Origin of the sequence: Polynucleobacter necessarius, assembly GCF_900096755.1 — a bacterium.
Classification (GTDB): Bacteria; Pseudomonadota; Gammaproteobacteria; order Burkholderiales; family Burkholderiaceae; genus Polynucleobacter; species Polynucleobacter necessarius_K.
This window is the reverse complement of the sequence record NZ_LT615227.1, coordinates 1,030,640-1,043,637: the sequence shown is the minus strand read 5'-3', so window position 1 is coordinate 1,043,637 and position 12,998 is coordinate 1,030,640. Positions and strand designations below refer to the sequence as shown.

The following is a 12,998-nucleotide window of genomic DNA, read 5'->3' as shown; positions in this document are numbered from 1 at the left end:
AAAAATAGCTCTGCCCCCAGGAACAGCAAGATGAAAACAGCACAAGAACTCCGCGTTGGTAACGTAGTGATGATCGGCACCGATGCCCAGGTCGTTTTAAAAGCCGAATACAGCCGCTCTGGCCGCAACTCTTCAGTTGTAAAAATGAAATTCAAGAACTTGTTAACTGACGCACCAAACGAAGGTGTTTACAAGGCCGATGACAAGTTTGATGTGGTGATTCTCGACAAGAAAGAATGTACTTATTCTTACTTCGCAGACCCAATGTATGTATTTATGGATGGTGACTACAACCAATACGAAGTTGAAGCCGAGTTCATGGGTGATGCATTGAACTACCTCGAAGAAAGCATGCCATGTGAAGTAGTATTCTACGAAGGTAAAGCACTTTCAGTAGCTATGCCTAACTCATTAGTTCGTGAAATCATTTACACAGAACCAGCAGTTAAAGGTGATACTAGCTCAGGTAAAGTATTGAAGAACGCAAAATTGGCAACTGGCTATGAATTGCAAGTTCCATTGTTCTGCAACACTGGTGACAAGATCGAAATCGATACTCGCACCGGTGAATACCGTAGCCGCGCTAACTAATTAGCACACTACAGTAGTTAAAAAGCCCGGCATGCCGGGCTTTTTTTATTGTCACAGTATTTGCTTAGGCAATCAGCTTTAACTGCTGCAGCAAACCCTTTGCATGTTGATACTCAACTTCACCCTGAAGGTCTTGCCAGTTAAGGGCCGATGCAGTGGGCATCAAACGGTTTAGGCGCGTTGCAGACTCGCTTAATTTTGCTTTGGATACCTTTAGCTTAGAGAGCAACTGATCAGCTAAGTCAGGGCGATTGCAAATTAATACTGCATCACAACCTGCCTCTAAAGCCATCTCAGCACCCTTCACTACTGAGCCCGCTACGCTAGCGCCCTCCATCGAAAGGTCATCACTAAAGATTACACCCTCAAATCCCAACTCTTGACGCAGAATGGAATGCAACCAGATCTTCGAAAAGCCCGCTGGGTTCTTATCCACTTTAGGGTAGATCACATGGGCTGGCATCACTGACGCCAAACTAAGATCTAGCCACTCATATGGCTTGGCATCATCATTCAAAATTTCTTGCAAAGAGCGTTCATCGACTGGTATTGCCACATGAGAATCTGCCTCCGCCCATCCATGCCCCGGAAAATGTTTTCCACAATTAGCTATGCCAGCCAAACGCAAACCTTCATTCAGACTCTTAGCTAATGCAAATACCATTTGTGGATCGCGACTAAAAGAACGATCGCCAATTACACCGCTTCGGCCAAAATCGAGATCAAGTACTGGCGTGAAGCTAAAGTCAACGCCGCAAGCACGCAATTCAGCTGCAAGCACATAACCACAGGCCGTCGCCGCTGCCATTGCCAATGCAGCAGATTCGGCGGCATGAGTGGATTTGGTTTTAGATAACCAGAGTTCTCCAAGTTTGCGCATGGCCGGTAGATGGGTAAAGCCGTCTGTCTTAGCACGCTGTACGCGCCCACCCTCATGATCAATCGAAATCAATACATCGGGACGTAGTTTCTTGATATCAGCCGTTAACTTTGTAAGCTGTTTACGATTGGCAAAATTTCTACCGAACAAGATAACTCCGCCAGTGAACGGATGCAAGATCCGACGACGATCTTCGGCATTAAGCTCATGACCAACCACATCTAAGGTAACTGGGCCTGGGGCCATCTTTAACTTACTCATCTCTTCCTCTTATTTTTGCGTAACAATGACGTGCGCAATTACCATATCCCGCTCATCACTCACTGTGACATGAGCTTCCCAATCTTTTTCCTGCATGAAGTCGGCTAAAGCACCCAGGTACGAAGTAACTGGTTTACCGCTGGGTTCATTTAAGGTTTGAAGGGAGCGCCAAGTCATCGGCATTCTCATTCCTAGGCCAATTGCTTTTGAAAATGCTTCTTTGGCAGCAAAACGGGTTGCCAAAAAGGCGATACCCCGTTTGTGATTTCTAGCAAGGCGATGCTTGAACACCAACATCTCATCAGGCCCTAGAATCTTTTCAGCAAGACGGCCATTGGTGCGATCGTAGGCGGCTTGTAAGCGCTCAATCTGCAGAATGTCTGTGCCAATACCGATGATCATTTTTTTTAGCTATTTAGCGTTCTTAAGAGCTTGCTCTGCCCTGAGCCATCAGGGCTTTCATGTCAACAATCGCTTTTTGCCAGCCTTTAAATAAAGCTTCAGCAACAATGGCGTGACCAATATTGAGCTCAGATAATTCAGCAATGGCAGCAATAGGCTTTACATTACCCTCATGAAAACCATGGCCAGCATTCACTCTCATGCCAATACTTTTTCCAAATATTGCCGCCTTACGAATGCGCTCAAGCTCCTTGGTCTGATCAGCGCCAGATAAATCTGCATAACGCCCGGTATGCAACTCCACTACGGTTGCACCTACATCTTTCGCGGCCTGGATTTGCTTCTCTTCGGGATCGATAAATAAGGACACCCGAATTCCTGCGTCTACTAATTTTTTAGTAGCGGCTTTGACCGCCTCGAAATGACTCAAGACATCAAGGCCACCCTCAGTTGTCACTTCCTCGCGCTTCTCCGGCACCAGGCAGACGTCATGGGGCTTTACTTGGCATGCGATATCAATCATCTCAGGGGTGACCGCGCATTCAAGATTCATACGGGTTTTAATGAGCGGTCGTAAAGCCAATAAATCGGCATCTTTGATATGGCGACGATCTTCTCGCAAATGGAGTGTAATCAGATCTGCGCCAGCTTCCTCAGCCAATTTAGCGGCCTTCAATGGATCAGGGTAAATAGTGCCCCTTGCATTACGTAAGGTAGCGACGTGATCGATATTGATACCAAGTTCTAAAGCGTGTGCGGATGTCATCTGTGTAGATTACTAGATTTTCTTCAAATCAATCAAAATTTGACGGGTAGTCAATACCTGATCCTGCAAATGCAGGCCGAGGAGAAAGCGCATCAATTGCTTGCTCTCAGAGAGCGTCTCGGCATTAGAAAAATCACCAGCAGCAATGGCAAGCAACGACTTTCCAGTTAATACAGGCCAATGCCCTGGGTCATCCACTTGTACAGGACGCACGCCACGTTCAGGCTGATAGACGTATTGCTGCTGTGCTTCCGGAGCTTCATTGGTCTCAACACAGCGGTCCAAGGCAGCGGCATAACCCGTCTCTTGCAATAAAGATAGCTCAAATGGCCGTAGAATTTCTTCTAAACCCTTAGATTCAAATTCCAGATTGGATAAAGAATTAATTGTTTCTGCATAGCGATCGTAGAGTTTTTCATAATCATCTTCGCGCGCCAAAAACTTGACCAATAACTCATTGAGATAAAAGCCGCATAGAAGTGCATCACCCACCCATTCGGATTTTGTTAATGTACGCAGTTCAGATTTGCCACTCCAAGAAACTAGCAACGGCTGAAAGCGCTGGAGAACTGGGCGTAATGTGGAGTGTGGACGCTTTGCACCCTTAGCAATTAAAGCCATACGGCCATATTGCCGAGTAAAGACATCCAGAATTAAGCTGGTCTCTTTATAGGGAATGCTATGCAATACAAAAGCAGGTTCGTCAGCAACACGAATCGAGGCCATTGAATTTATTCCAGACCCTGAGCCCGCAATTCAGCGCGATCATCTGCCCAGCCACGCTTCACTTTGACCCAAGTCTCTAAAAAGACTTTTCCATTAAAGAGTTTTTCCATATCAATACGCGCATCCGTGGAGATCTTCTTTAATCGCTCACCTTTTTGACCAATGATCATGGCTTTGTGACTATCGCGATCCACCAAAATCGTTGCCGCAATGCGACGCATCTTGCCATCCATCTTGAACTGATCAATCACTACCGTGCTGGTGTAAGGCAACTCTTCACCGGTAAAGCGGAATACTTTTTCACGCAGAATTTCAGCCGCCAAGAAGCGTTCGCTACGGTCGGTAATGGTGTCGCCATCGTATACAGCTGGCGCCTCAGGGAGATAGCCCTCAAGCACATCTAGCAATCTCTCGATATCGCCAGGACTCTTTGCACTCATCGGCACGATTTCAGCAAACTCACATTTTTGATCTTCGTGGCCACCTAATTCACACCAAGGACGAGCCATATCTTTAATAAAGTTCAACAAAGCTTGGTCACGCTCTGATGGAGTCTGAAAACGGCTATTAAATAAGTCCAGCTTATTGAGCACCAGCACAACAGGCAAGTCGTCTGGGAGTAGCTTCAATACTTTTTTATCATCTTCACCGAAGTAACCAGCCTCAACCACAAAGCACGCCACATTCACATCTTGCAAAGCAGTAGTTACGGTACGGTTCAACGCTTTATTGAGCGTATTCATTAAACGCGTCTGAATGCCAGGTGTATCAATAAAGATGAACTGGGCTTCTTCACGATTCTGAATACCCAAAATACGGTGACGGGTAGTTTGCGCCTTGCGAGAAGTAATGCTGATCTTCTGGCCAACCAACGCATTTAAGAGTGTTGATTTACCCATATTAGGACGCCCAACAATGGCGATAGTGCCGCATCTAAACACGATTAGCCCTTCAGCTTAAGATTGAACTGCTCTTCGGTTACTTCTTTTTTAGCCGCTTTCTTTTTGGCTGACCGAGTCTTCTTGGGTTTACGAGATTCTTGTGGCAATGCTTTTAGCATGGCAATCAAAGCCAGCTTTGCTGCTGCTTGCTCTGCAGCGCGGCGTGAGGCACCCTCACCCTTTACAGCCACTTTGTAACTGGGAATCAAACACTCCACTTCAAACTGCTGATTGTGTGCGGCTCCAGTGGTGCCGGTAACGTTATAAGCCGGCAGCGGCAATTGATAACTTTGCAAACACTCTTGCAATAGCGTTTTGTCATCTTTACCCAAAGTCTTAGGGTCAACATTTGCCAAAATAATTGAATACAGCTTGCGCAAACAAATCTTGGCAGCCTCAAAGCCACCATCCATAAAGATCGCGCCAGTAACAGCCTCTAAGGTATCAGCCAAAATCGAAGGGCGACGAAAGCCACCGCTCTTGAGCTCACCTTCGCCTAAGCGTAGGTAATCCGATAAAGATAAGGTTTGAGCGATTTCATATAGAGCTTGCTGCTTTACCAAATTAGCGCGCACCCTGGACAGGTCGCCCTCATCCAAATCTGAGTAACGCTCGTAGAGCATTTCAGCAACAACGCAATTCAAAATAGAGTCACCTAAAAACTCAAGGCGTTCATTATTCTTTTTGCTGTGACTGCGATGGGTTAGCGCCTGATTAAGCAACTCTGGCTTTTTAAGCACATAGCCAAGACGCTCTTGTAATGGTGCGGTATCGATGACAGCGCGCGCGATCATGATCTTTACTCGAATCCACCAATGCGACGCAAATTACCCAGGTTCAGCCATACAAAGAAGGCTTTACCAACAATGTTCTTGTCGGGCACAAAGCCCCAATAACGCGAGTCTGCACTGTTATCCCGGTTATCACCCATGGCAAAGTAATGCCCAGCAGGAACCTTGCAGGTTAATCCGGATGGCTGGTACTGACAGAACTCAGCCCCTGGAAAACGCTCAGTTGGAAACACGGTAGCTGGGCGATCTGGATCATTCAAAATCTCATGGCGATTGCCACCCAAGTCCGCAGGGAAAGTTTCAGTGAAGCGCTTGGCATAGCGCATATTTTCCGGGTCGAGGTAAGGCTCTCCACCGCTATATTGCAAGGCCCGCCCATTGATAGTGAGACGCTTATTTTCATATGTGATTTCATCGCCAGGCAAAGCGACTACACGCTTAATGTAATCAACGGACTCATCACGCGGGTAGCGAAAAACAACAACATCACCGCGTTTGGGCGAACCAAGATCGACCACCTTTTGATTAATCACTGGCAAACGAATGCCATAAGTGAATTTATTCACCAGAATAAAGTCGCCAATTTGCAATGTCGGAATCATTGAGCCAGATGGAATCTTGAACGGCTCCACGATAAAAGAGCGCAATACAAATATCGCGCAAATAACCGGAAAGAAGCCAGCGGTATATTCCAGCCATAAAGGCGTGCGATCGATACCAGCCAAACGTCTTTTAGGCGCAAAGACTAGCTTGTCAGCAATCCAAGCAATACCAGAAAGAATTACCAGAATAAAAAGAATGAGGGCGAAGTTCATTAATCCTCCACCTGCAAAATAGCCAAGAAGGCTTCTTGTGGAATCTCCACGTTACCAACCTGCTTCATGCGCTTTTTGCCTTCTTTTTGCTTCTCTAGCAATTTACGCTTACGGGAGATATCGCCACCGTAACACTTGGCCAAGACGTTTTTACGTAAAGCCTTCACGTTTTCTCGTGCAACGATATTGCTGCCGATAGCTGCCTGAATAGCCACATCAAACATTTGACGAGGAATAATGCCGCGCATCTTAGCAACGACCTCACGACCACGATGCTGGCTATTGCTCCTATGCACGATCACTGAGAGGGCATCAACCCGCTCACTATTGATGAGGATATCAACCTTCACTACGTCTGCCGGACGATATTCTTTGAACTCGTAATCCATTGAGGCATAACCGCGTGAGATGGATTTCATCTTGTCAAAGAAGTCCAAAACAATCTCCGCCATCGGTAACGCATAAGTGAGTTTGACCTGACGACCGAGGTAATTCATATCCATCTGAATGCCTCGCTTACCCACACACAAGGTAATGATTGCACCCACATACTCTTGAGGTATATACAAATTGACCGTCACGATAGGCTCAAGAATCGTATTAATCTTGCTGGCCTCTGGCATCTTTGACGGATTGTCGACGGACACAATCGTGCCATCGGATTGCTCTACTTGGTACACCACCGTTGGCGCGGTAGTGATAAGATTCATGCCGTACTGACGCTCTAAGCGCTCTTGCACAATCTCCATGTGCAGCAAACCCAAGAAACCGCAGCGGAATCCAAAGCCAAGAGCCTGCGACACCTCTGGCTCATATAGGAGCGAAGCATCGTTTAACTGAAGCTTCTCTAAAGATTCACGCAGCTGATCGTACTCACTCGACTCCACTGGATATAAACCAGCAAAAACTTGAGGCTTTACTTCTTTAAAACCAGGTAACGGCTCAGCGGCGGGTACTCGGCCTTGCTGTCCAGGAGAATGCGTAACCGTATCGCCAACTTTGGCAGCTTTTAATTCTTTAATACCGGCAATCACAAAGCCTACTTGACCGGCAGATAACTCTGGACGATCCACCGACTTCGGACTAAACACACCGACGTGCTCGACTAAATGGCTTGAACCATTTGCCATTAAGGTAATTTTTTCCTTTGGCTTTAAGGTGCCATTAACTACCCGTATAAGCATGACAACGCCAACGTAGTTGTCAAACCAGGAATCAATAATCAACGCTTGCAATGGATCTGTCGCGCTGCCTTTTGGCGGCGGCACCTTAGCAATCATTTCTTCGATGACATCCTCAACACCCAAGCCAGTTTTGGCTGAGCAGGTTACCGCTTCAGAGGCATCAATGCCGATCACATCTTCAATTTCTTTTTTGGCGCGATCAGGGTCAGCTTGCGGCAAGTCAATCTTATTGAGGACCGGCACAACTTCGACGCCGAGCTCAAGCGCCATATAACAGTTAGCAACAGTTTGAGCTTCGACACCTTGACTTGCATCCACCACCAGCAATGCGCTCTCACAAGCAGACAAAGAGCGACTTACCTCATAGGAAAAGTCGACGTGCCCCGGGGTATCAATCAGATTAATGTTGTAAATCTTGCCGTCTTTAGCTTTGTAATTTAAAGCTGCAGTCTGCGCCTTAATGGTGATGCCACGCTCACGCTCAATATCCATTGAGTCAAGAACTTGAGCTTCCATTTCGCGATCAGAAAGACCGCCACAAAGTTGAATAATGCGATCAGCAAGCGTCGATTTGCCGTGATCGATATGGGCGATGATAGAAAAATTGCGGATTAAATCCATAGCGTCTTAATAGGTCATTCAAAAAACGCCTTGTCAGAACGCACCACAATGATGCGCTGCAAAAAGCCGTCTTAAAGTGATTGTAATGGGTGGCGCCCAAAAGGCGCCTAACCCCATTTTTAAGCCAAAATTAGGGTTATTTTGGCTTAACTGGGATGACCAAGGTGCTATCAGCGCGGCGGATAAAGACCGGAACGGCCTTATTGGCGTCCAACCCCTTCACCAGGGACTCAAACTGCTTCACGCCCGTAATATCGGCATCCGCAATCCGAATAATGACGTCCCCAGGACGGATGCCGGCCCTAGCCAAAGGCCCATCGCCCAAACCAGTGACCTCAACCCCGCCCTTGATATTCAAATCCTTCTTTTTGGCGTCCGAGACATCGCTCACCGCCACTCCAAAAGCATTGGCGCTAGCGCCATTACTTGGGGATGCATCTGGTTTTTTACTGGCTGATGCAGAAGCATCTGTATCGATGACCGTCACCGATAAATCACGAGTCGAACCTTTACGCCAAATTTGAACGTTGGCAGTTGTGCCTGGCTTAGTCTCTCCAACCACCCGAGGCAAATCAGTTGACTTAGAAATATCGCGCCCGTTAAAATTCAAAATGACATCACCAGACTCAATGCCACCTAAGGCAGCAGGACCACCTGGTTCAACATTGCGAACATAGGCGCCGCGAGGTTTACCCAAACCCAAACTTTCGGCCACTTCTTTTGTCATTTCACCTAAAGCAACACCAATGCGACCACGGGCCATCTTTCCGTTAGTACGCAATTGATCTGCAACTCGCATTGCCTCATCAATTGGAATCGCAAATGAAATTCCCATGTAGCCACCAGAGCGACTAAAGATTTGCGAGTTGATGCCAATGACTTGACCTGCGGTATTTAACAGCGGGCCTCCAGAGTTTCCTGGGTTAACCGCAACGTCAGTTTGTATGAAGGGTAAGTAGTCGCCTGTGTCGCGGCTCTTTGCAGAGACAATGCCTGCAGTCACTGTATTCTCAAGGCCAAATGGAGAGCCAATCGCAAGGACCCATTCACCAACACGCACTCTAGAAGAATCTCCCAGCGGCAATCTTGGTAAATCGCGTGCTTCAATTTTGAGAACTGCCACGTCAGTGCGCTTATCCATACCCAACAACTTTGCTTTAAATTCGCGCTTGTCCGTTAAGGTCACATAGATAGTAGTAGCACTTTCAACTACGTGTGCATTCGTCAAAATCAAACCATTCGATTCGATAATGAAACCTGAGCCTACGCCACGATCCGCTTCTTGTGGTTTGCCTGGGCTTGGTTGCGCTTGCTTTGGTCCATTTGGAATTCCTGGAATCGGCACACCGAAGAAACGACGAAAGAATTCCGCTTGGTCTTCAGGCATTCCTGGAATGCCGCCTTGAGTCTGCTGTACTGCGACTTTTTCAGTGGTCCGAATATTTACTACTGCTGGACTGGCGCGCTCAACCAAATCCGCAAAATCAGGAATCGTTACCCGAGGATTTTGTGCGGATGCATTTGGAATAAATGCGACTTGCCCCAGACTCAAAATAGCCAAGAGCGCAATAAAGTGCTTTTTCATAATGCTATAGACCTACTTGGTGAAAACCAACGATGAAGATAAAGAGAATATTAGGTCAATTTGCCGAAAATCAAGGTACCGTTAGTACCCCCAAAGCCAAAATTGTTTTTGACTGCATGGTCAATCTTCACATCCCTAGCGGTATTGGCGCAGTAGTCCAAGTCGCACTCAGGGTCTTGATTGAAGATGTTGATCGTAGGTGGTGATTTCTGGTTATGAAGAGCCAGAATTGTGAAAACAGACTCCAAGCCGCCAGCGCCGCCCAAAAGGTGGCCCGTCATGGACTTAGTGGAGTTGATTAAGGCCTTTTTAGCGTGATCGCCCAAAGCTGCTTTGATTGCTTCGGTTTCATTCTTATCACCAAGCGGTGTAGAAGTTCCGTGAGCGTTCAAATACTGAATTTGGTCTGGATTCAATTTAGCGTCACGCATGGCGTTAACCATACAACGGCGTGGGCCATCCATATTTGGCGCAGTCATGTGATACGCATCGCCACTCATGCCAAAGCCAAGCAGTTCGCAATAAATTTTTGCGCCACGTGCCTTTGCATGCTCATACTCTTCGAGCACGACTACACCAGCACCTTCACCAAGAACAAAACCATCGCGGTCTTTATCCCAAGGACGTGATGCAGTTGCAGGATCATCATTACGTGTTGATAGCGCTCTTGCGGAAGCAAAGCCGCCAACACCTAAGGCAGAAATGGTTGATTCAGCGCCACCAGCAACCATGACGTCAGCATCACCATACTGAATTAAACGAGCAGCCAATCCGATGCTGTGTAAACCAGTAGTACAGGCGGTCACTGCAGCTACGTTTGGACCTTTAAGACCAAACAAAATACTGAGGTGCCCAGAAATCATATTAATGATTGAGCCCGGAACAAAGAATGGCGAGATGCGACGAGGGCCACAAGCTAAAAGCTCTGCACCGGTCTCCTCAATCATTGGCAAGCCGCCAATGCCAGAGCCAACCATTACGCCAACGCGCTCGGCGTTTTGTTCTGTAATCTCTAGACCGCTGTCGCGAATAGCTTGCGTACCAGCAGCAATACCGTAATGGATAAAGGTACCCATATGGCGCACTTCTTTAGCAGAAACATATTCTTCGACATTGAAATCTTTCACTTCTCCAGCGAAATGAACGCTAAGCGGAGTGTAGTCAAACTTCGTGATGGTAGCGATGCCTGATTTGCCCGCGAGCAAATTAGACCAAGCTACATCAACTGAATTACCAACAGGTGAGATGAGACCTAGGCCGGTAACTACTACCCGGCGTCGGCCATTTGATGCTGACACAGTAATACCTAAGCTAGGGAATTAACCCTGAGCTTTTGATTTAGCGAAGTCGATCGCGAGCTGAACTGTGGTGATCTTTTCAGCTTCCTCATCAGGAATTTCGATGCCGAATTCATCTTCCAAAACCATAACCAGCTCAACAGTGTCAAGAGAGTCAGCGCCCAAGTCGTTCACAAAAGAAGATTCATTTTTGATCTCTGCTTCTGCGACGCCTAATTGCTCAGCGACGATTTTCTTAACGCGTTGTTCGATGTTGTCCATTAATTTCCCCAGGGGTTGTAAAAAACGATGAAAAGGATTTTATCAGTTTGGCGGACCGAATTAGCAAATTCGCCTAAAAATGATCAAATTCTTGCTTTGCCGTTAGGCCAAATAGAGTCCGCCATTGACGTGTAGGGTATTCCCCGTAATGTATCCGGCGGCTGGAGAGGCCAAAAATGCCACTGCCTGGGCCACATCCTCAGGACTACCCAGTCTAGCTAACGGAATGTTCACTTTTAGGGCGTTTTGCTGCTCTTCGCTCAGGGCGCGTGTCATATCGGTATCAATAAATCCAGGGGCAACGCAGTTCACGGTGATATTCCGACTGCCAATTTCACGAGCTAAAGCACGGGTCATACCAGAAACACCCGCTTTTGCAGCGGCATAGTTCGCTTGGCCAGGGTTACCCATATGACCAACAATAGAAGTGATATTGATAATGCGGCCACCACGAGCCTTCATCATTGGACGCATAACCGCCTGCGACAGACGGAAAACTGAACTTAAGTTGGTGTCAATCACATCGGTCCACTCGCCACCCTTCATACGCATTGCTAAGTTATCGCGAGTGATGCCAGCGTTATTAACCAAAATATTGATGCCGCCATACTCTTTAACGATCAAATCAATAATTTCTTCGCAAGCGTTCGGCGCAGTCACATTCAATACTTTACCGGCACCGCCCGATGCTTTTAAGCGCTCATCAATTGCTTTTGCTCCACTTTCGGAGGTAGCAGTACCAATCACTTTTGCGCCGCACTTTACTAACTCATCCGCAATCGCCTGGCCAATACCACGTGAGGCGCCAGTTACTAAAGCAATTTGTCCGTTTAAGTCGAGATTCATATTTGTCTTCCGCTGTTTTTTTGTTTCTTTAGATTTCTTTTATCTAGATTTTATTTAAGACTTACTAGAACTTCAATCAAGCTAGCTTCATCAAATACTGGCACACCGGTAACTTGATCATTAATACGCTTAGTCAGGCCAGCCAATACTTTGCCAGGACCACACTCCACTACTTGAGTGATGCCTTGACTAGCCATTGCCTGAATAGTTTCTTGCCAGCGCACTGGCTTCGCAGCTTGGCGCACCAATACATCTTTAATCGCAGCAGGATCATTCAAGATTTCTACATCTACGTTATTGATCACAGGAATAGTTGGAGCTTTAAATTCGATATTTGCCAAGTAGCCTTTGAGTTTTTCAGAGGCTGGTTGCAATAGGGATGAATGGAACGGCGCAGAAACTGGCAAAGGTAAGGCTCGCTTAGCGCCAGCAGCTTTTAATAACTCGCACGCTTTAGCAACAGCATCACTAGCACCTGCAATCACCACTTGTCCTGGTGCATTGAAATTTACCGCCTCTACAACACCACCAGAGGCAGCACTAGCTTCAGCACAAACTTTAATGACGGTTGCATCATCTAAACCCAGAATGGCAGCCATGCCGCCAGTACCAACAGGCACTGCAGTTTGCATTGCCTCAGCACGAAAACGCACCAATGGCACTGCATCTTTAAATGAAATTACGCCTGATGCTACTAATGCTGAGTACTCACCAAGACTATGACCAGCCATGACCTTAGGGGCAGAACCACCAGCAGCTAACCAAGCACGATAAAACGCTACAGCAGCAGTCAACATGACTGGCTGAGTATTGGTAGTCAAGGACAAAGCCTCCGCAGGGCCTTCGGCAATTAATTTGGCAACGTCTTCACCCAAAGCTTCAGAAGCTTCTTGTAATGTTGCGCGTACTTCTGGGCGCTCAGAAATCGAATTGAGCATGCCCACTGATTGGGAACCTTGGCCTGGGAATACAAATGCAAATGTCATGAGATTAATTCGCTAAATAAGAAACTAATAAATGAATAAAAAGA

Annotated in this window: 14 protein-coding genes; 1 reads left to right on the top strand and 13 read right to left on the bottom strand. The window is 46.9% G+C overall.

The window, feature by feature from the left end:
• Positions 1-30: 30 nt before the first annotated feature.
• Positions 31-591, top strand: a complete 561-nt coding sequence (gene efp, locus DXE27_RS05525; RefSeq protein ID WP_128113224.1) for an elongation factor P — start codon at positions 31-33, stop codon at positions 589-591.
• A 64-nt stretch (positions 592-655) separates the two neighbouring features.
• Here efp and nagZ read toward each other — a convergent pair whose 3' ends face one another.
• The 13 genes from nagZ to fabD form a co-directional block, all read right to left on the bottom strand.
• Positions 656-1,732, bottom strand: coding sequence for a beta-N-acetylhexosaminidase (nagZ, locus tag DXE27_RS05520; RefSeq protein WP_128113223.1), 1,077 nt, complete (start codon positions 1,730-1,732; stop codon positions 656-658).
• 9 nt (positions 1,733-1,741) lie between these two features.
• Positions 1,742-2,134, bottom strand: coding sequence for a holo-ACP synthase (gene acpS / locus DXE27_RS05515; RefSeq protein WP_128113222.1), 393 nt, complete (start codon positions 2,132-2,134; stop codon positions 1,742-1,744).
• A gap of 22 nt (positions 2,135-2,156) precedes the next feature.
• Positions 2,157-2,900 (bottom strand): pyridoxine 5'-phosphate synthase, encoded by a 744-nt coding sequence (pdxJ, locus tag DXE27_RS05510; RefSeq protein WP_128113221.1) that lies wholly within the window; start codon positions 2,898-2,900, stop codon positions 2,157-2,159.
• Positions 2,901-2,912: 12 nt separating this feature from the next.
• The gene (recO, locus tag DXE27_RS05505; RefSeq protein WP_128113220.1) at positions 2,913-3,626 is read right to left on the bottom strand and encodes a DNA repair protein RecO; all 714 of its coding nucleotides are present in this window, start codon (positions 3,624-3,626) and stop codon (positions 2,913-2,915) included.
• A 5-nt stretch (positions 3,627-3,631) separates the two neighbouring features.
• Positions 3,632-4,525 (bottom strand): GTPase Era, encoded by an 894-nt coding sequence (gene era / locus DXE27_RS05500; protein WP_231969794.1) that lies wholly within the window; start codon positions 4,523-4,525, stop codon positions 3,632-3,634.
• Between the two features lie 44 nt (positions 4,526-4,569).
• Positions 4,570-5,361 (bottom strand): ribonuclease III, encoded by a 792-nt coding sequence (gene rnc / locus DXE27_RS05495; RefSeq protein ID WP_128113218.1) that lies wholly within the window; start codon positions 5,359-5,361, stop codon positions 4,570-4,572.
• Between the two features lie 5 nt (positions 5,362-5,366).
• Positions 5,367-6,173, bottom strand: a complete 807-nt coding sequence (gene lepB, locus DXE27_RS05490; RefSeq protein WP_128113217.1) for a signal peptidase I — start codon at positions 6,171-6,173, stop codon at positions 5,367-5,369.
• Positions 6,173-7,978 (bottom strand): translation elongation factor 4, encoded by a 1,806-nt coding sequence (gene lepA, locus DXE27_RS05485; RefSeq protein WP_128113216.1) that lies wholly within the window; start codon positions 7,976-7,978, stop codon positions 6,173-6,175. The genes lepB and lepA overlap by 1 nt, the downstream gene beginning before the upstream one ends.
• Before the next feature lie 136 nt (positions 7,979-8,114).
• The gene (locus DXE27_RS05480; RefSeq protein WP_128113215.1) at positions 8,115-9,563 is read right to left on the bottom strand and encodes a DegQ family serine endoprotease; all 1,449 of its coding nucleotides are present in this window, start codon (positions 9,561-9,563) and stop codon (positions 8,115-8,117) included.
• Positions 9,564-9,613: 50 nt separating this feature from the next.
• Complete coding sequence (fabF, locus tag DXE27_RS05475; protein ID WP_128113214.1) at positions 9,614-10,861, bottom strand: beta-ketoacyl-ACP synthase II; 1,248 nt, start codon at positions 10,859-10,861, stop codon at positions 9,614-9,616.
• Between the two features lie 21 nt (positions 10,862-10,882).
• Entirely contained in the window at positions 10,883-11,122 is a 240-nt protein-coding gene (acpP, locus tag DXE27_RS05470; RefSeq protein ID WP_128113213.1) for an acyl carrier protein, read from the bottom strand.
• Between the two features lie 102 nt (positions 11,123-11,224).
• Positions 11,225-11,968, bottom strand: a complete 744-nt coding sequence (fabG, locus tag DXE27_RS05465; RefSeq protein WP_128113212.1) for a 3-oxoacyl-ACP reductase FabG — start codon at positions 11,966-11,968, stop codon at positions 11,225-11,227.
• 50 nt (positions 11,969-12,018) lie between these two features.
• Positions 12,019-12,954 (bottom strand): ACP S-malonyltransferase, encoded by a 936-nt coding sequence (gene fabD, locus DXE27_RS05460; RefSeq protein ID WP_128113211.1) that lies wholly within the window; start codon positions 12,952-12,954, stop codon positions 12,019-12,021.
• Positions 12,955-12,998 lie beyond the last annotated feature (44 nt).